This is a genomic window from Thiocystis violacea, assembly GCF_016583575.1.
Classification (GTDB): Bacteria; Pseudomonadota; Gammaproteobacteria; order Chromatiales; family Chromatiaceae; genus Thiocystis; species Thiocystis violacea.
In genome coordinates, this window is record NZ_NRRG01000009.1 from 32,372 (window position 1) to 50,867 (window position 18,496).

The 18,496-nt window shown below is 66.9% G+C and carries 20 protein-coding genes; 19 read left to right on the forward strand and 1 reads right to left on the reverse strand.

Features of this window, described 5'->3' with window-relative positions; translation table 11 throughout:
* Positions 1-17: 17 nt before the first annotated feature.
* From CKO27_RS06560 to CKO27_RS06575, 4 genes are all read left to right on the forward strand, one after another.
* On the forward strand, positions 18-236 hold the full coding sequence (locus CKO27_RS06560; RefSeq protein ID WP_200374073.1) for a transcriptional regulator: 219 nt from the start codon (positions 18-20) through the stop codon (positions 234-236).
* A 299-nt stretch (positions 237-535) separates the two neighbouring features.
* Positions 536-967, forward strand: coding sequence for a DUF3077 domain-containing protein (locus tag CKO27_RS06565; RefSeq protein ID WP_200374074.1), 432 nt, complete (start codon positions 536-538; stop codon positions 965-967).
* A 204-nt stretch (positions 968-1,171) separates the two neighbouring features.
* Positions 1,172-2,185, forward strand: a complete 1,014-nt coding sequence (locus CKO27_RS06570; protein WP_200374075.1) for a hypothetical protein — start codon at positions 1,172-1,174, stop codon at positions 2,183-2,185.
* Positions 2,172-2,984 carry a hypothetical protein gene (locus tag CKO27_RS06575; protein WP_200374076.1) on the forward strand — a complete coding sequence of 271 codons (813 nt, stop codon included), beginning with the start codon at positions 2,172-2,174 and terminating at the stop codon, positions 2,982-2,984. Before CKO27_RS06570 ends, CKO27_RS06575 begins: the two co-directional genes overlap by 14 nt.
* A gap of 163 nt (positions 2,985-3,147) precedes the next feature.
* On the opposite strand, the gene CKO27_RS06580 is transcribed toward CKO27_RS06575, so the two are convergent.
* The gene (locus CKO27_RS06580; protein WP_200374077.1) at positions 3,148-3,501 is read right to left on the reverse strand and encodes a hypothetical protein; all 354 of its coding nucleotides are present in this window, start codon (positions 3,499-3,501) and stop codon (positions 3,148-3,150) included.
* 181 nt (positions 3,502-3,682) lie between these two features.
* On the opposite strand from CKO27_RS06580, the gene mobH reads away from it, so the two are divergent.
* The 15 genes from mobH to CKO27_RS06655 all read left to right on the forward strand — a co-directional run bounded on the left by mobH (position 3,683) and on the right by CKO27_RS06655 (position 18,496).
* Positions 3,683-5,824 carry a MobH family relaxase gene (gene mobH, locus CKO27_RS06585; RefSeq protein WP_242470772.1) on the forward strand — a complete coding sequence of 714 codons (2,142 nt, stop codon included), beginning with the start codon at positions 3,683-3,685 and terminating at the stop codon, positions 5,822-5,824.
* A complete protein-coding gene (gene traD, locus CKO27_RS06590) occupies positions 5,814-7,631 on the forward strand; it encodes a conjugative transfer system coupling protein TraD (protein ID WP_476718496.1) in 1,818 nt (605 codons plus the stop codon). The genes mobH and traD overlap by 11 nt, the downstream gene beginning before the upstream one ends.
* A 20-nt stretch (positions 7,632-7,651) precedes the next feature.
* The gene (locus CKO27_RS06595) at positions 7,652-8,299 is read left to right on the forward strand and encodes an IncC plasmid conjugative DNA transfer DtrJ family protein (RefSeq protein ID WP_200374078.1); all 648 of its coding nucleotides are present in this window, start codon (positions 7,652-7,654) and stop codon (positions 8,297-8,299) included.
* Between the two features lie 112 nt (positions 8,300-8,411).
* The gene (gene traL / locus CKO27_RS06600) at positions 8,412-8,693 is read left to right on the forward strand and encodes a type IV conjugative transfer system protein TraL (RefSeq protein ID WP_200374079.1); all 282 of its coding nucleotides are present in this window, start codon (positions 8,412-8,414) and stop codon (positions 8,691-8,693) included.
* Positions 8,690-9,331 carry a TraE/TraK family type IV conjugative transfer system protein gene (locus CKO27_RS06605; RefSeq protein ID WP_200374080.1) on the forward strand — a complete coding sequence of 214 codons (642 nt, stop codon included), beginning with the start codon at positions 8,690-8,692 and terminating at the stop codon, positions 9,329-9,331. The genes traL and CKO27_RS06605 overlap by 4 nt, the downstream gene beginning before the upstream one ends.
* A gap of 47 nt (positions 9,332-9,378) precedes the next feature.
* On the forward strand, positions 9,379-10,347 hold the full coding sequence (locus CKO27_RS06610) for a TraK domain-containing protein (protein ID WP_200374081.1): 969 nt from the start codon (positions 9,379-9,381) through the stop codon (positions 10,345-10,347).
* Entirely contained in the window at positions 10,348-11,679 is a 1,332-nt protein-coding gene (locus tag CKO27_RS06615) for a TraB/TrbI/VirB10 family type IV secretion system protein (protein WP_200374082.1), read from the forward strand.
* 50 nt (positions 11,680-11,729) lie between these two features.
* Positions 11,730-12,518 carry a thioredoxin domain-containing protein gene (locus CKO27_RS06620; RefSeq protein ID WP_200374083.1) on the forward strand — a complete coding sequence of 263 codons (789 nt, stop codon included), beginning with the start codon at positions 11,730-11,732 and terminating at the stop codon, positions 12,516-12,518.
* Positions 12,515-13,180 carry a TraV family lipoprotein gene (locus CKO27_RS06625; RefSeq protein WP_200374084.1) on the forward strand — a complete coding sequence of 222 codons (666 nt, stop codon included), beginning with the start codon at positions 12,515-12,517 and terminating at the stop codon, positions 13,178-13,180. The genes CKO27_RS06620 and CKO27_RS06625 overlap by 4 nt, the downstream gene beginning before the upstream one ends.
* A 52-nt stretch (positions 13,181-13,232) precedes the next feature.
* Complete coding sequence (gene traA, locus CKO27_RS06630; protein WP_200374085.1) at positions 13,233-13,565, forward strand: TraA family conjugative transfer protein; 333 nt, start codon at positions 13,233-13,235, stop codon at positions 13,563-13,565.
* A 102-nt stretch (positions 13,566-13,667) separates the two neighbouring features.
* The gene (locus tag CKO27_RS06635) at positions 13,668-13,982 is read left to right on the forward strand and encodes an RRXRR domain-containing protein (protein WP_200374086.1); all 315 of its coding nucleotides are present in this window, start codon (positions 13,668-13,670) and stop codon (positions 13,980-13,982) included.
* Positions 13,979-16,375 (forward strand): type IV secretion system protein TraC, encoded by a 2,397-nt coding sequence (gene traC, locus CKO27_RS06640; protein WP_200374087.1) that lies wholly within the window; start codon positions 13,979-13,981, stop codon positions 16,373-16,375. Before CKO27_RS06635 ends, traC begins: the two co-directional genes overlap by 4 nt.
* Positions 16,376-16,397: 22 nt before the next feature.
* Positions 16,398-16,739 (forward strand): hypothetical protein, encoded by a 342-nt coding sequence (locus tag CKO27_RS06645; RefSeq protein ID WP_200374088.1) that lies wholly within the window; start codon positions 16,398-16,400, stop codon positions 16,737-16,739.
* Positions 16,726-17,286, forward strand: coding sequence for a signal peptidase I (lepB, locus tag CKO27_RS06650; RefSeq protein ID WP_200374089.1), 561 nt, complete (start codon positions 16,726-16,728; stop codon positions 17,284-17,286). Before CKO27_RS06645 ends, lepB begins: the two co-directional genes overlap by 14 nt.
* A complete protein-coding gene (locus CKO27_RS06655; protein ID WP_200374090.1) occupies positions 17,273-18,496 on the forward strand; it encodes a TrbC family F-type conjugative pilus assembly protein in 1,224 nt (407 codons plus the stop codon). The genes lepB and CKO27_RS06655 overlap by 14 nt, the downstream gene beginning before the upstream one ends.

Sequence of the window (18,496 nt, forward strand, 5' to 3'; positions counted from 1 at the left end):
TACTGTAGCCTCTTCGCATGAAAGCATTTCTTGAACAAGCCATCGCCATCGCGGGGAGCCAGGCCGCGCTCGCTCGACAGATTGGGGCCTCGCAACAAATGGTCTCCCAGTGGTTGACGCGGCGCAACGGGCGGGTGTCCCCCGTCTATTGCCGGCTCATCGAGGACGCCACGGGCGTGTCGCGCTACGACTTGCGCCCCGATATTTTTGGTCGGACGCGAATCGATCCAAGTTGATTCGACCGCGGAAAAAAGCGCACAAACCCCGACTGATAACCGTAATTCCTCATGGAGGATCGAATGGATACGCCGAACCAAACCACCAGACGTTCAGGTGGACAGTGGCCTGACCCGGTCGACGCCGGTATCACGCCGACCCAACAAGGCGCCCGCCTTGTGGATGTTCCAAGCCACCGGTGCACGGCCGGCATCGCTCCTCGTGGGCGCGGCGGCCCGTCGACAGATGCGACACGCCAGCCGAGCTTGACCGGGGATATTCCAGGGGCGCGGATGGAACTGTTCGCGGAGGAAGCCGCATGAGCGGCCAGGCTGAAGCCAAGATTCACCCGGCACATCCGCCACAGAGCCATCCCGACCGCTCGGAGACCGACGGTTCCAGGACGTTCCCAATGGATACCGATGCAACCCGGTTCCCCCCAGATGTGGAAAACCGGCATGTCGGGGCGTCCTCTACCGACCGCTCGACGATGGGTCCGCCGACGTTTACCGTGCGTCCTTCTGGTCAATCGGAACTCGTCGGCCTCTTGACCGTGCGCGCCGGCGTTCCGGTCAGCGATACGCTCGAATTGGCCTCCGCCATGCTGGTCTCGGCGTGCGCGACCACCCGTCTGGTGGCCATGGACTACCGAGGTGAACAGTCGGGTAGCCTGTGGTCCACCGTTTATCTCCTGGAGGTCGTGGCGACCTTGGTCGATGCGTCCCTGCAGGCGCATGACGTGTACTCGTGAGCGACCAAGCCCCCATCCCTCTTCGCTCCCGACAAGGGCGTTTGGCTTGGTACGGAGCCCCCGAGAGCGATGCCGATTGGCCGCCCCTCGCGTCCTGGAAAATCGCCGTCAAACGTGATTCTCGCGCCCCCGTCTGGTCTGTGTCAGAGGCGGAACAATGGGCCATGACCGCCGAAGTTCCTCTCCGGATCTCGGCTCAGCGCCATGTCCATCCGGCTCAATGATAGCGAACTGTCAAGACTCACGGGCCAGATCGCCGACATCTGGCAGTTCTACCTCGTGTTGAGGAAGTTCATGGACTATCGAACCGGGTTGGTGGGGATTATGCGTGGAATCTCCTGGCAGTCGCTGCAAGAGGAGATGTACGTCGAGCCTGGACAGGGACTGGAGAAGACGGGGACGCCGGCCAAGTCAAAACTCCGCCGCCTGGCCCAACGGATGGAAAAAGCCGGCCTGGTTTCAAACCGAGCTCAGCCGAAAAAGCTCATTTTTTTCATGTGCCTGGCCACCAGGGATGATTCCGCGAACAATAAACCCGGCACAAACCCGGCACAAACCCGGCAGACCCATCCCGACAGCTCGGAGGCCAGTCATGGCGTGGCGGAACCGCCCCTCAACGACAGAACCCGGCACCTGCGTTTTTCAAAAGGGTCAGCTAAACCCGACACACCTCCGGTATCCGGTATCCGGAAAGAAAAAGAAGTGCTAACGCACTTGTCGATCGGCGATCGACCTGGCGCGGTCGTGCCTGATGTGGCGATCAGTGATCCCGATCCGGTGACGGCCAGGCCAGCGACTCCCAATCCACCCATCCCGGAGTTGGGACGCCAGCCCAACGTTGATTTGTCGCTCTTACCAACCCCGTGCCCGGACCTGGTTCAACACATCTTCACGCACTGGCAGCAGGCGATGAACAAGCCCCGAGCCAAGCTGGATACGAAACGCCGGGCCGCCATTGCCGCGCGGCTTAAGGATGGCTACAGCGTGGAGGATCTCCTGAGCGCCGTTGATGGCTGCAAGGGATCGGCCTGGCATCAGGGCCAGAACGATCGCCACCGGCCCTTCAACGACCTGAGCCTGATTTGCCGCGACGGCGCGCATGTCGAGCAGTTCCTCGACCTGGCTACGGGCCAACGGCAAGCCGACACGGAACTGGAGGCGTTTCTCAAGGGCGGTCAATCCGACACCCTGGAGGGTGAATTCCATGTTGTTCGATAAGGATCGCGACGCCTTCTCCAAGCTGCTCGACGACCTCGGTGATCACTATGGGCGGTTGGTATCGGTGCGGGTCAAAACCACCTGGTGGCGCTTGCTGGAAACCAAGCTGGATCTGGCGACGCTGCGCGAGGCCCTGGACCAGCATCTGCTGGACGGGGCACGGGGGCGTTATTTCCCTCAACCGTCCGATGTCCTCGTCGTGCTCGAGCGCGCGGTCGGTGGCCGCCCCAGCGCGGACGAGGCCTGGGCGCTGGGTCTGGAGACCTTCGACGAAGCCGCGACGGTCTGCGTGACCGACGAGATCCTGCTGGCGTCCGCGGCGGCGGCGCCCGTGTGGGAGATCGGCGATAAAGTGGGTGCCCGGATGGCTTTCAAAGCCGCCTACGAACGCGTGGTGACCGAGCGGCGGATCCAGGGCCAGCGCCCACGCTGGCAGCTCTCGCTCGGCTGGGATGGCGAGCGACGGGTGCTCGCGGTGCAGGCGGCCCTGGAGGCGGGGCGACTCTCGCTCACGCAGGCGCGTTCCTTTCTGCCGGCTCCGGACCTCCCAGGCTCGGCCGTGCGGATCGCTGGACCGCGATCCGGGCAGGTGGTGGCGTTACCGATCGACGAGGAGGCGGCGCGGCGCCAGCGGTGGCGCGCGCTGCGTGAGGCGATCCACGGGCGCCAAGGACACGCCAATGACGCGGAGCGACCGAACGAGACGGTGATCGCCACCGAGCGCGAACGCAGCGCGCAACACAAGCCGCAGGCCCTGGCTGATCTGGAGCAGCTGCAGGCCAGCCAGGATGCCTCGTGACGATCGGTCGTCACCGCGTTAGCGAGGGACATGATTGAGCGGGCGGAGAGACGTAAGCCGCGGCCACGACCGTTTAACCGAATCCGTTCGCGGTTCACGCCCAGTGGCACGAATACACAGGCGAGTGTCTCGCCATCGCGGGCCACGAACGCGCGTTCCTGCCTTACGGCTCTACTCCCGGCGCGGTGGCCCTCGCGAGCCATCCCGTCGATGCCGTTGGCAGGGAGGGCGCAACGGGCGTGACGATCGGCGACGGATCAGGTATCCGCCAGCAGCGCACCCGTCCCTCGAAGTCCACCCCGCACGATTGACCATCCAGGCGCAGCGCATGCACGGCCTGACCGCCACGCCAGGCGGCACCGCCCAGGCTTTCAGAGGACGGACTGATCACATAGCCTGGAAAGGGCAGACGGGCGGGCGTGATCGCATCCGTGGGCGGTTCCGGGGTCGAGGTACAACCCCCGGTCAAGACGGCGGACATCAACACAAGTACAGGCAAGAGACGGAGGGCCACCATCGCCATTCAATCCTGGAATGAAAGGAAGCGCCCGATCATAGCCAGGATGGTGGAGAAGATCCGCCCGCAACGGTGAATGAAAGACCGGTTGGCCCGCGCGAAGGAACGGTCCGGTCATGGATTCACCGTTCATCCTATCCGTCGTCGCGAAAGGGTGATGCAATCGCCGCTGCGCTGATTCATGCGCGTCGCCCACGCCGTCTGCTGCATGCCAAGATTGCTCGCCCGCTGCCAGGCGGCCTGGTCGGCCTTTCGCGGGGCCGGCCTTCTCACGCCGACCATGGACGAAAGATCGATCACGCGACTTTCTGTGGATATCGCCCCCGAGATTCCTCGTTATCCGCCGTTTCTCAAAGGGCTGCCCGTGGCCAGTTCGATCCAGATCCTGGAAACCCAACGCGATCTCATCGCGACGCTGCAGGATGCACTGGCCTTGACCGACGCGGATTACCAGACCCTGATCGTGCCGTTGCTCGAACACTATGCCGCCTTCGTACATCTGTTGCCGGCGTCGGAAACGCATCACCATCGCGGCGCCGGGGGCTTGTTTCGCCATGGCCTGGAAACCGCTTTCCAGGCCGCTCGCGCTAGCCGGGGCAAGCTGTTCGCCCTCGACCGGCGGCCCGAGGAACGGCGGATCCTGGAACCGCGATGGCATCTGGCGGCTTTCATCGTGGGGCTGCTGCACGATGTCGGCAAGCCGGTCACCGATGTCGCGGTCGTCGACCGCGCGGGGACCAGTCGCTGGCAACCCGTGGATGAGAGCCTCGTCGCCTGGGCCAACCGCCAGGGGGTCGATCACTATTTCCTGCGCTGGAATCCGCGGCGCCTGCACCACGGGCACGAGGTCTTCACCGCCTCGGTGTTCCATCAACTGCTCACGCCCGCCGTGCGCAAATGGCTGATGGATCCCGACCCCATGGTCTGGCACACCCTGGGCCGGGTGCTGGCGGGCAGCGATACCCAGACCCTGCTGTATCAGCTGATGCACGAGGCCGACCGTGCCAGCGTGGCCCAGGATCTGCGCGAGAATCGCATCGATCCGGAGGCGCTCTCGCTCGGGGTGCCGATCGAACGCTACCTCATCGACACCATGCGCTCGCTGCTGCGCGAGGGAACCTGGACGGTGAATGTGCCGGGCGCGCAGCTCTGGCTGTTCCACCCGCACGGACTGCATCTGGTCTGGTCGGATTGTGCCCCGACCCTGGTCCAACGACTCACGGACGCCCGGATCCCCGGTATTCCGCGGGATCCCGACACCCTGGCCGAGATTCTGATCGATCACCACCTGGCGGTGCCGCGCCAGATCGCCGGGCAGGAACACCCGGCGCGCTACTGGCGTCTGGCCCCCGCCCTGTTGGCTCGCGACCGTGACCATCCGGTTGAATTGTCGTTTCTACGCCTGTCCTCGCCCGAGCTGTTGTTCTCTGGCGTGGTGCCCGCGCCAACGCCATTGCTGCACCGTGCCAGCGCGCCCGCGCTGAGCGTAGTGGACGCCAGCGACGGCGCCACAGGGATGATGGCGGTCGCCACCACGCCCCCTGACGCCGACCGGGGTCCGTCGGAAGGGATCCCGCAAGACGCCCCCGGCACCGCAGCGGCCCCGGTCGAGGCCAGCACTCCGCCAGTGCCGGCTCCGCTCCCGACCTCACCCGCCGACACCGCACGCGACTGGTTGACGCGGCAGGCGCCCGCGGGTCCGGCGCTGATGCAGCTGAGTGCCGCGCTCACCCAGGGACGTCTCACGCTGGATGCGCACCCCTGCGCGATCAAGGGCCAGGTCTTTCTCCCCTATCCCCAGGCGCTCACGGGGCTCGACGCGCCGCCTGCGGCGGTGTTGGCGGATCTGGATGCCCGCCAGTGGATCGCGCGCGATCCGCTCAAACCGATGCTCGCTGTCCGGGCGCATGAGGGCGTGTCCGGGGTGTGGCTCACGCGGGAAGTGTCGCGCCATCTGCTCGCCCTGGGGCTGGCGGAAACGGCGGTGAGCCCGTCGCTGTCGGCCCTCAACCCGGTCGTCACGGCGGCCTCGGATCCGGCCGCGACACCCGTGCTGAGTCCGCCCGCGAGGCCTCCTGGCGACGCCTCTCCCGGTACCGTCGCCAGCGCCTACGCGCGGGGCATCCGTGAGCGTCTGCTGGCACACGACCCGACGCTCGGTCCGATCACCCAAAGCGCCCAGGCGCTGTCGGTCGCGCTGACCGGGCCGATCCTCGACGGCGCCAAACGCGCCGGGATCTCGGAGACGGCACTCAGCCGGGCGCTGGAACGCGTGCCGGGCGCCGGTCCGGTCACCAAAGGCCGCTTCACTCTTGGCCTATAATCCGCCCTGGCGTCCCAACTTCGAGATGGCGGCCCTCGTCGGCTGGCTGACCATCGGGTTGCTGGCGGCCAGCCTGCATCGCCTCTGGCCCTTGCATCAAGCGCCGTTCCAGGTACTCGCCGCCCTATCGATCCCGCTCGGACTGCGCTGGCTCCTGCCCGCGATGCGCCACCATCACCGCCAGGCCAAGCTGGCCGGACAGCCGCTGGCGTTCATGGACCCGGCACAACTGGCCGAGCAGTGTCGCCGCCATCGCGACGACATTTGGTTTGGCTGGGGCTTCGACTGGAACAGCACCCACGCCCAACTGTCGCTGGATCTGATCCGCGCCGGTCCCGAACGCTTCGTGCGTGCCCAATCGCAACTCGGTGCCCACTGGCTGCATGGACTGGCGGCCCGCGAAACGCCGGTCTGGCTGCCGGTAGAGCACAGCGCCGGGCATATCCTGATCGTCGGCACCACCGGGGCGGGCAAGACGCGCCTGCTCGATCTGCTGGTCACCCAGGCGGTGCTGCGCGGCGAGGCAGTGGTCATCATCGACCCCAAGGGCGATCAGGATCTCCAGCACTCCGCGCGTCAGGCGTGCGTGCGCACCGGCCAGCCGGAACGCTTCGTGAGTTTTCACCCCGCTTTTCCGGATCGCAGCCACCGCATCGATCCGCTCTATTCGTTCAACCGCGCCACCGAGATCGCCAGTCGCATCGCCGCCATCATGCCGAGCGTCAGCGGCAACGACCCCTTCAAGAGCTTTTCGCAGATGGCGCTCTCGCATGTGATCGGTGGGGTGCTGGCCGCCGGGGAACGGCCCAACCTGGTGAACCTGCGCCGCTACCTCGAAGGCGGCGTCGAGACGCTGGTGGTGCGCGTGCTCACCCGCTACTTCGACGAACGGATCCCGGGCTGGGAGGGGCCGGCGGCCCGCTTCCTCGGCAAGGCGCGCGACACCCCGGCGCGCGCCGGCGGCCTGGTGCGCTTCTACCAGGAGCAGGTGCGCGCCGAACACCCATCGACCGTCATCGAGGGGCTGGTCTCGCTGTTTCAGCACGACCGGGTGCATTTCTCCAAGATGGTCGCGAGCCTGTTTCCGATCCTCAACATGCTGACCGCCGGCTCGCTCGGCCCCCTGCTCTCACCCGACAGCGACGATCCGCTGGATGCGCGCCCCATCACCGCCATGGCCAGCCTCGTCGAGCGCGCCCAGGTGGCCTACATCGGCTTGGATTCACTTTCGGACGGCCTGGTCGGGGCGGCCATTGGCTCGATCCTGATCGCGGATCTGGCGGCGGTCGCCGGGGATCGTTACAACTACGGCACCAATCATCGCCCGGTCAACGTCTTCATCGACGAGGCGTCCGAGGTCGTCAATGACCCGCTGATTCAGCTTCTAAACAAAGGCCGTGGCGCGGGTCTGCGCCTGACCATCGCCACCCAGACCTTCGCCGACTTCGCCGCCCGCACCGGCAGCGAGGCCAAGGCGCGCCAGGTCTTGAGCAACCTCAACACCCTGATTGCCTTACGCGTGCTCGATGGCGAGACCCAGGAGTATGTCACCGCCAGCCTGCCCAAGGCCCGGTTGAAAACGCTCACCCGCACCCAGGGCACCTCGACGCAACAGGATCTGCTGTCGCACTCGGGCAATGTCGGCGAGCAACTGAAAGAAGAAGTGAGCGAGCTGTTCCAGCCCGCGTTGCTCGGTATGCTGCCCAATCTCCATTACATCGCGCGGCTCGCGGGTGGGCGCATCGTCAAGGGACGGCTGCCGATTCTGGGCGCGCCGAAACCATCGCGCCCCCCGGCCCACCGCTGACACCCGCGAGACCGCGCGCCATGGCCGAATCCCGTCCCGTCAGTGGATCCAAGGGTGGTGACGGCTCCCCCCTGATCGCCGGGCTCAGCCTGTTCCTGCTGCTCCTGATGGGGATCGCCAGCCTCATCCCCACGCCCTGGTTACAGCTCACCCTGGGACTCGAACGCCAGTGGTTTCGCGCCAGTCTCGGCGAGCGCACCGCCACCGCCATCCTGGATCAGGCGGATCTGTGGTTTCGCCAACAGGCCGAGGACAGCGGCCAGGTCGCGGCCAGCTACGTCGCCATCGGGCAGGCCGGGGCCTCGGCCCTGTTTGACGGGGTCAGCCCGGCGTGGTTGAACGATCGCCTGGACGCCTTCTGGCTGTTGGTGAAACTGGCCTTGCAGCGGCTGTCGCTGCTCGCCGCCTGGGGGCCAGCCATACTCGCCCTTTTGGTCGGGGGCGTTCTGGACGGACACTGGCGCTGGCGCATCCGTCAGCTTGGCTTCGACTATCCCAGTCCCGCCGTGCGGCAGACCAGCCAAATGGCCCTGCGGCTGGTCTTCGGCTTGCTGCTGCTGGCGGTCTTTCTCCCCTTTCCGCAGCCTCCCGCCGGCGTCCCTATCCTGGTCACCGGGTTGGTGATACTCATTGAAATCAGCATGCGTCATCTCCCCAAACAGCTTTGATCCTCTCCCCAAAACCGTGCGCGGAACGGTCTTCAATCCATTCACCGTTGTTGGCTGACGCCGACGGCAAAATGCGGCATCGTGTCGTCATGGCAACGAATGAGCGATACGAATGGCCACGGTTGAAATGCCCCGTCATGTCGATGATCCACCGAATCTGATGCTGTGGCGCATCGATGATGTCACGCCCTTTCTCATCCTGCTCGTCATTGGCATTCTCATCAATCAAACGATGATCTTCATTGGGATTGGCCTCATCACCGTGCGCCTGTATGGACGGTTTCGCGAAAGCCGCGCCGATGGCTATGCCCTACATGGGCTGTATTGGCTCGGTTTGATGCCGATGCCTCATCGCTCCACGCCCAATCCGTTCATTCGGCGCTACCTGCCATGACGCTCACGCTGTTTCGTCAAACCTGGCAACGTCTGGTGGCGGAAAACCACTTCCATCGCTGGATGCTGCTCGCGCTGCTGGCCACCAACCTGCTCACCCTGGCCGCCTTGCTCCAGGCCGAACGCACGGTGGTGCTGGTACCGCCGATCCTGGAAAGCCAGGTCAATGTCGCCCGCGAGAGCGCCAGTCAAGCGGTGAAGGAAGCCTGGGGACTGTTCGTGACCGAACTGCTCGGCAATGTCACCCCCACCACCGCGCCGTTCCTGCGCGCCACCCTGGAGCCACTGCTCAGTCCGGCGCTGCGCCGCGAGGTGGCGGCGGGTATCGACGCCCAAGTCGAGGCGCTGCAACGGGATCGGGTGAGCGTGCGGTTTTCGCCCGAAGTCATTCGCTACGAGTCAACCGGCGATCTGGTGCGGGTACAGGGCAAACAGATCATCAGCGGCCCGAACGCCAGCATTGTGACGCGCCCGCGCACCTATGAGATTCAGATCGCCTTTCGTCATTATCGGCCCATGATCACGCGCCTGGATGCCTATCAAGACGAGAAAGCGCGCCAGGAACGCCGCGATCCGCCGCTTCCCGAGCCCTTCCCTGACGCACAACCCGCGCCGTCAACCGACGGCTCCACCCAGTGATTGGCTCCCTGGCCGCTTCGGCGTCAGGTGAATGGAGGATGTTTCGCATGTCGCGTGATGGCCAGGCTCCGTTGTGTCCGTTACTCCTGCCGCCATGGGTCCGCATACTCGCCCTGGCGCTCTGTGTCGGTCCCGTCGCGGCGCAACCCAGCGACGTGGGGATTGAGCTGCCGCCCGTGCCCAACGCGCGGCTGACCGAACCGGACACCGCGTTCGGTCGCGCGCGGGACGGACGGTTGGTTCCGGTCAAGGCCCCCTCGCCGAATTCCGCCACGCCCAGTCATCTCGAAGTCGGCCCCTTGCGTGTCCACGCCACGCCCGGCGTCAATCTGATCGTCGAGATCGCCATCGATCATCTCAATCGCATCCTCACCCCTTTTCCCAACCCGCAGGTGCGCACGGTATCCGACGCCAGCACGAGCGTGGACGGCGCGGCGATTTATGTCGCCACGGCCAGCGAGGCGCCGGTCACGCTGTTCGTGAGCGATGCCTCCGATCCCCATCACGCCCTGTCGCTGACCCTGGCGCCTCGGCGTCTCCCCCCGCGCGAAATCCAACTGCTCTTGAGCGATCCCCTACCCTCGACCCTGCACTCCACGCCTCCCACCGCCCCCGCGGACGCCGCGGCGTCGGACTATGTCGAGGGCCTCACCGAAGCCATGCGGGCACTGGCGCAGGAAGCGATTCCCAGCGGCTACAGCCTGCGCCAGGCCAAGCGTGGGGAAACCGTCACTTGTTCGCAACTGGGTCTGGAGACCACCCGCGGACAGGTTCTGGAGGGACACGAGATGTGGCTCGTCACCGCCCTGGCGCGCAATACCTCCAAAACGCCATTGGAGATCGAGGAACGCGCCTGTCACGCAACAGTGGAGGGCGAGACAGTCGCGGTCGCCGCCTGGCCGCGCGTGTCCCTGGAGCCGGGCGAGCAGGTCGAGCTGTATGTCGCGGTTCGCCCGCGAAGCCCCGAGCAACGCCATCCGGAACGGCCCTCGCTGCGTTCCGGCGGGGAGCGTTAGATGCCGATCCAAGCCCCCGCGGCCTGGGAGCGGCTCTCGCCACGGGTGCGCCGCTGGCTGGTCTTGGGGAGCGTGCTCGGCGGGGTGGCCCTGATCGTCGTCCTGGCCTTCGGCCAACCACCGGACACGCCCGCCGCGCGCGCCCAACAGGCGCGTGAACACATGACCAGTACGCTGCTGACGGATGTCGATCCCCGCGCGCTCGGGATCGATGGACTGGCGCAGCGGCTGACGCGCCTGGAGCGGCAACTAGCGGACACCTCCTCGAATCTGGCGCGATTGAAAACCGCCGAGGCGGGGAGCGTGAATCGTCAGGTTCAGGAGCGCCAACAGGGCCAAACCGCTCAGCTCGCGTCCTTGCGGCAGGAGATCGATCGACTCAAAACACAACGGGAGGCCCTGCCGCCCGCACCGCCACCGCCGATCCCGGCGGCCATTCCGGTGCCCGCGGTGCCCAAACGCCCGGAAACCGTGCCCGACACGCCACCGGCAATCAACGATCCGGCGCTGTTCGCCACCCAGCCAACGCCAGTCGGCGCGTCGCTCAATCCAAGCGCCACGGCGCCCCGTGCCACGCGAGCCCCGCCGGCCATTCGGGTGGTCGGTCAAGAGACCGCCACCAAACCCATGCCGACCCCAGCGGGCACCGCCGCGGCCAGTGGCGCCGCGCCACAGGTCATCATCCCCGCGGGCAGCATTCTGCGCGGGGTGTTGCTCTCGGGCATGGACGCACCGACCGGCAAGCAAGCCCGGCGCGATCCCTATCCGGCCCTGCTGCGCGTGAAGCACGACGCGATTCTGCCCAATCGCTTCCGCGCCGATGTACGCGAGTGTTTCATCACCGTCGCCGGTTACGGCGAACTCTCCAGCGAACGCGCCTTTCTGCGCACCGAAGTGATGACCTGCGTGCGCCACGATGGCGGGGTGATCGAGGTGCCGGTGGACGGCTACGCGGTGGGCGAGGACGGCAAGGTGGGGCTGCGCGGGCGCCTGGTCTCCAAGCAGGGCCAGATCATCGCGCGTGCCATGCAGGTGTCCTTCCTGGAAGGTCTCTCCGAGGTCTTCGGCAAACAGCCGGTGTCGGTCATCAGCACCACACCGAGCAATCAGGTGGCCTACCAGGACGTGCTCTCCGAGGACTCCGCGCAGGCCGCCGCCCTGAGTGGGACGGGCAAGGCACTCGACCGACTGGCCCAGTATTACCTCGACATGGCCCAGGACATCTTTCCCGTGATCGAGATCGACGCGGGCCGCGCGATCGAAGTGATCCTCAACCGGGGGACCGCGCTGCAACTGATCGAAACGGGACGCACCCGTGGTCAGCGGCGTTAGCGCCGCGCGCGGCCCCACCACCCTGACCACCGACTCACGGGAACCGCACGATGAACAGACTCACCACACGACTCGCATGGGCGCCACCGACGCTGGCCGTGGCGGTCGCACTCGGATTACCCCTGGCCGGCGCGGGCGCCGATGCGCCCGGCGCCGCGCCGCCCGCCACCCTGAGCGACCCGGCGGAGGTGGGAGACCTGATGAAGGGTATTGACGGCTTGCGTCGTCTCCCTATCCAAGGGGTGTCGATCATGCAGTCGGGCGAGAAGATCTTTTTCGTCTCGGCCAACGGGCGCTATGTCTTCCTCGGCCCCGCCATCGATCTGTGGCATGGGGAACGGCTGAACTCGCTGGCGGACGCTGACCGGCTGATGGGACGCCTCGATATCGGTCGCCTGAAGCTCAACGCCAGCGACCTGGGTGCGCTCGACGTGGGCGATGGCACCCGCGAGATCCTCGTCTTCGTCGATCCGATGTGCCCCCATTGCGCGACGCTACTCGACCAGATTCAAGTCTTGTCCCTCGCGCAACGCACACCCTATCGGTTTCGCCTCATTCCGCTGGCCCTGCTCGGCGCGGACTCGATTACGGCAGCGGTCAACCTCAACTGCCTGGCCGACAGCGATCGTGCCGCCGCCACGCAGGCGTTGCTGACGCATACGCTTGAGACCGTGCCCACGGCGCAAGAATCCTGCGGGCAAGGGGCGCTCCAGCGCGCCCTGGTGACCGCGCATTTGTTGGGCATCAGCACGGTGCCCTTTCTGATCGCCCCCGATGGCCGCCTGCAGCCCGGCCTACCCGCGGATCTGCTGACCTGGATCGCCGGAGACGAGGCATGAGCCCGCGGTCGTCCTCCGCACGCGCCCCGGTCCTGGCGATCACGGCGCTGCTCCTCGCCACGGCGGGCCTCACCGCCGGGTGTGGCTCCATGGCCGTGGGCGAGCGCCACTTCGGTTGCCAAGGCCATCCCAGCGATCCCTTATGCCTGCCCACCTCGCGCGTCTATGAACGGACCAATGGCGCGGAGGCGATCCAGCCTACCGAGGTGGACGCGGCGCGCCAGACAGGAGCGGCTCCTCGGGTTCGAGACGCGAGCGACGAACCGCTGTTCGGTTACGGCACGCCTCGCCCCAGCGCCCCGGCCTCCAGGCCGCGCGAGCCGGCCGTGACTCCCCGTATCGCCGACGACACCCACATCAGCACGCTTGGCGAGACTGAAGACCTGCTGCTCCCGCGCTCGCGCGATCCGATTCCCCTACGGATGCCGGCCCAGGTGATGCGTATCTGGTTCGCGCCCTGGGAAGACCGCCAATCCGATCTGCACGCCAGCGGGTATGTCTTCACCGAAATCACACCCAAGACCTGGACGCTGGCCGCTGGCCCGGATCGCTTCAGTCAGGCGTGGCTGAAACCCTTGCAGATGGAGCCGCGCGCCCGGGCCAGCGACTCCCCGAGCGCCCCGGCCGCTTCGCCACCGAACAACGCCCACCGTCGTCCCTAACGGTGTTCTCCTCACCCCTCCCCTGTTTCATAGCCCAATCCACGGAGTCCTCATGTTGAACCCCCCTCCTCCCCGTGCCCTCCACCTGGCCGGGCGCCTGCTGCTCGTGGCCGTCGCCCTGGCCCCCATGCTGGCGTTCGCCGGCGAGGGCACCGGCGACACCACCGGCACCGAATTTCAAGTGGTCTACACCCTGATCACGGGCTGGATGACCGGCCTGCTCGGCAAAATCATTGCCGTGTCCTTCATCCTGGTCGGCCTGGTCGCCGGCGTCATGCGCCAGTCGATCATGGGGTTCGTGGTGGGTGTGGCCGCCGGGGTCGGGATGCTGGTGGCGCCGAACGTCATCAATACCTTGTTTACCGCCACCTTACCGCTGGCCTAAGGCGCGCGCGATCACCTCTCCTGCGCATTCATTTGCGTCACCGGCCGCTGGCCGAGATCGGGCAGGCAACTGCCCACCCCCTTGCCGAGGCCAGTCATCGCGATGCCCACGCTGCCACCGCCGTGCGAACCACGTCATTATCTTTCGGTCCCGAAAGCCCTGTTTGTCTCACTCGGCAGCCTCTCGCTAGCCGCCCGAGACCGCCTGTTCCAGCAGGCCCTGGAGGCCGTGCAGGGACGTTCGCGCGTCCTGGTGTGCGATGCCGAGCGCCGCTTGCTGCAACCCTGCCATCCCGCGCGTGCCCGCGAGCTGCTCACGAGCCGCCGCGCCCGGCTCCTCTCGATCGCACCGCCGTTGTTGCAGTTGCGCGCCGTCGTGACGCCCGCCCCGGCGCCTGACGAGGAGACCCCGACATGAAGGAACGTCAGTTTCGCGGCGAACGGGCCGCGCCACTCTTTTCCGCGCTCGCCTACGATCCCCAGCAGGGGCTCTTTCTGCTCGACGATCAAAGTCTGGCGTTCGGCTGGATCTGTCAGCCGATGGCGGGCGCCGACCAGGGACAGGCGGATCGGTTGTCGGTCCTGGTCAATCAGGACTGGCCGAACGACACCCTGATGCAGGTCATCCTCTGGGCTTCGCCCGACATCGAGGGCACGCTGGCCGCGATGAATGGGCTGCGCACCGAACGGCAACAGCCGCTGTTGCGCGCGGCCACCGCCGAGCGCACCCAGTTCTTCCGCGCGGGGGTCCAACAACCGATCCTCCCCCACGCGGACACGCGCTTGCGGGAGGTGCAAACGCTGGTGACGGTCAAGCTCCCGCTGGCCGGCGCCTCGCCCACCGCCGCCGAGCAGCAGGCGGCGATCGAGCGACGCGCCAGTACCGAACAGGTGCTGGCCACGATCGGTCTGCGACCGCGCTCGCTGACCGCCGCGACCTATGTGCGACTCATGAATACGCTGCTCAATTGGGGGCCGGAGGCGAGCTGGCGGCAGCGGGTCACGCCCGAGGCCGATCCGACCCGGATCCTGCGCGAGCAGTTTCTGGATCCCGATCAGGCCATCGAAGTCGACGCCACCGGGGTCACCCTGGGGGAATGCCGGGTGCAAACGCTCTCGGTCAAACGCTTTCCGGATCGACTGTCGTTCGGGCTGGCGGCCCGCTATCTGAGCGATCCCTTCTCGGGGACGCGCGGCGTGCCGCACAACCTGCTGATCTGTCTGAACCTATTGTTCCCAGAGCCGGAGGGGACACGCGCGGCCTTGCAGACCCAGGGTCAGTGGGCGACCAACATGGCGACCGGGCCGATCGCCCTCTATCTCCCGCGCCTGGGCGAACGCGCCCGCGGCTTTCGGGTGCTGTTCGAGCGTCTGGACGCCGGGGATCGCCCGGTGAAAGCCCATCTGGGACTGGTGCTGTTCTCCACCCGGACAGCGGCCTCCGCCGCCGCCTCGAACCTGCGCACCTACTGGCGCGAACTGGGTTTTCAGGTGCTCACGGATCGCTATTTCACCCTCCCGCTGCTGCTCAACAGCCTGCCCTTCGGCGCCGATCGCACGGCGATCCGCGACCTGCAACGCTACCGCACCCTGACGGCGAGCCATAGCGTCAACCTGATGCCGGTCCTCGGCGACTGGAAGGGCACCGGCACCCCGGTGCTCAACCTGGTCAGCCGTGGCGGGCAGTTGATGAACCTGTCGCTGTTCGATTCGGCTTCCAACTACAACGCCTGTATCGCCGCGCAGTCGGGATCGGGGAAATCCTTTCTGACCAACGAACTGATCTCGACCCATCTGTCGGTGGGCGGGCGTTGCTGGGTGATCGATGTCGGGCGCAGTTATGAAAAGCTCTGCGAGGCGCTGGAGGGGCAGTTTCTGACCTTCGCGCGGGCGACGACCCTGTGCCTCAATCCCTTTGAGTTGATCGTCCATTGGGACGAGGAAGCCGACATGATCGCCGGACTCGTGGGGGCCATGATCGCGCCTTCCGGCCGGCTGGATGACTACGCCCTGTCGGGCTTGAAGCGGGTGCTCAAGGCGGTTTGGGATGCGCGGGGACCGACGATGACGATCGACGCCATCGCCGCCACCCTGGCCGGCGAGCCCGATGCGCGCCTGAGCGACCTGAGCACCCAGCTCTACCCGTTCACCACGGCCGGCGAGTATGGCCAATACTTCAACGGCCCGAACACCATCGAATTCGCCGCCGCTTTCGTGGTGCTGGAACTCGAAGAGCTGAAAGGCCGCAAGCATCTGCAACAGGTGGTGCTGCTGCAACTGATCTATCAGATTCAGCAAGCCATGTATCTCGGCGAGCGCGAGCAGCCGAAGCTGGTGATCATCGACGAGGCTTGGGACTTGCTCACGCAGGGCGATGTCGCCCGGTTCATCGAGACCGGCTATCGGCGCTTTCGCAAATACCGGGGGGCGGCCGTCACGGTCACCCAATCCTTGAACGACCTCTACAACAACCCGACCGGACGGGCGATCGCCGAGAACTCGGCGCATACCTTCCTGCTCGCCCAGCCGACCCAGGCCATCGATCAGCTGCTGGCGGACAAACGCCTGCCATTGACCGAGGGGGGCGCGGAGCTGCTGAAAACCGTACACACGGTTCCGGGCGTCTATTCGGAAATCCTGGTGATCGGGGGTCATGGGGCCGGCATCGGACGTTTGATCGTCGACCCCTTCCGCCAATTGCTCTACTCGAGCCATCCGCGCGATGTCGCGGCGCTGACGGCGCTGCGCCACCAGGGGTTGAGCCTGGACGCCGCGATTCGTCAGCTTCTACACACGCGCGGAGGCGCTTGAGATGCGCCCGCCGGAGGCTCCGATGACGCCGTCACGCCCGGCTTCCGTGCCGGGCCTGGGTGTCGGGACGGTCCTGCTGGTCGCCCTGCTGGTGTCCAGTGTCGTCAGCGCCCTCACGCTCTGGTGGCTCCAGCGTCAACTGGACACGGCGTTGTGGCTGCGCCCGCCGGTGATGGTCCTGGATCTGTCGGCGCCGGCGCGCTCGGCCGCGCTGGCGGACCTGCCGGCGCGGCTGCGCGCCTATACCCAAGCCGCCGAACGCCTCGCGGCCCAAGGCGTCCTGGTGCTGGAGCGTAACGCGGTGCTGGCGACGCCACCCGCGCTGCTGGTGAACGAGGCGGAGGTACCGCGTGCGACACCTTAAGGCGATCCATCCGCGGTGGTGGCGAGACGGACAAGCCGCGCTGGCCCGTCTGTCCTGGCGCTGGGCCTTGCTGGCCGGGCTGGCCTTGACGCTCACGCTCGCCCTGGGGGCCTACGCGGCCTCTCGTTACCGTCTGGGCATCGACCTGCAGGAACGGGGCTGCCTGCTGGGGGCCTCCTGGCTGTTTGTGATCGACACCCAGGCTGGTCCCGAGGATGTCCGACAGGGGGATCTGGTGGCGTTTCACGCGCGCGGCGTTGGCGTCCCCTTCTTCGAGGGCCGGCTGTTCGTCAAACGGGCCGCCGGGGTACCGGGCGACTGGGTGAGCGTCACGCCCCTGGAGACCCGCATCAACGGCCTGGCGATGGCCAGGGGCTTGGCCCTGGCGCCGGCGCTCCACCGCGATCCGGGGAGCTTCATCCGCCACGAGCGGGTACCGGTCGATCATTTCTGGATGCTGGGCGAGACCGTCAACAGTTTCGATTCCCGCTATTGGGGCTTTCTACCGATGGACCGGATGCTCGGAAAAGTCTATGTGCTGTTTTAGGGGACGCTGGATCGGCTGGCTCGGGGTGGGCCTGATCGGAGCGGTCCTGGCCGAGGGAACGTTGCCCGAGCCGGCCCTGCGCGATCGGACGGTGCGTCTGCAGGAGGCGGCCCTGACGGCCCCCCGTCCGGCCTGGCTCGAGGCCCAGACGCAACAGCGGGAGGCCTGGAGGCACCGGTTACAGGCCGAGGCCCTTCTCCCACGCCCCACGGCTCCCGCGCTTTCGCCCAGCGCGGTCGGAGCTTCCCCAGGATCCGCCGCTTCGTCCGAGACCTTCGTCACGGTTCCCACCTTGAAGGCCACCCTGCTGGTCTCGCGGGCCTTGGGCGAGTCGGCGCTCCGCGAGCTGTTCACGCTCGCCGCCGGCCGCCCGGACGTGCGTCTGGTGTTTCGCGGCGTGGCACCGGACGAATCCCTAGCGGACTTCATCCGTGGCCTCCATCACCGCTTGCGCGGCGCCGCCCAGGACGCCGATGCCGCGATCCCGACCGTGGAGCTCGATCCGCGCGCCTTCCAGACCCCGACGGTCGACCTCGCGCCGACCCTGATCGTAACCAATGGGGCGGGCGAGGAACTGGCGCGGGTCACCGGCCTGAATAACCCGGATTGGCTCTTGGAGCGCGTACGCCGGGGCGAACGCGGCGATTTGGGGGTGCGCGGTCCCGTCGTGGCCATCAGCGAACCTGATCTGATCGAGGAGTTGCCGCGGCGTCTGGCGACCATCGATTGGGACGCCAAGCGCGAGGCGGCCCTGGCGCGCTACTGGGAACGGACGCCCTTCCCCGCCTTGCCACGCGCCGAGACGGTCCGTGAGCGACGGTTGGATCTGACGGTGACCGCCCGCGCGGATGTCGTGCTGCCGGACGGCACGCGCGTCATCAAGGCCGGCGCGCGGATCAATCCGCTCGACGTCCTGCCCTTTCGCCAGCGCCTGTTCATCTTCGATGCCAGCGATCCGCGCCAGGTGGCCGACGTCGCCCGGCGGGGGCCGGCGAGTCGCGCCGAGGGGCGGCTACCGCTCTACCTGGCCACGCAACTGGACCGTCAGGCCGGCTGGGAGGGCTTTCGCGCCGTCCAGGCGGCCGTGGGCGAGTCGCTCTATCGACTGACGCCCGACGTCCAGGCCCGCTTCGGCATCGAACGGGTGCCGAGCCGGGTCGACACGCGCGACGGGGTCTTCGTCGTCACGGAATGGCCGCCGGAGGATTGA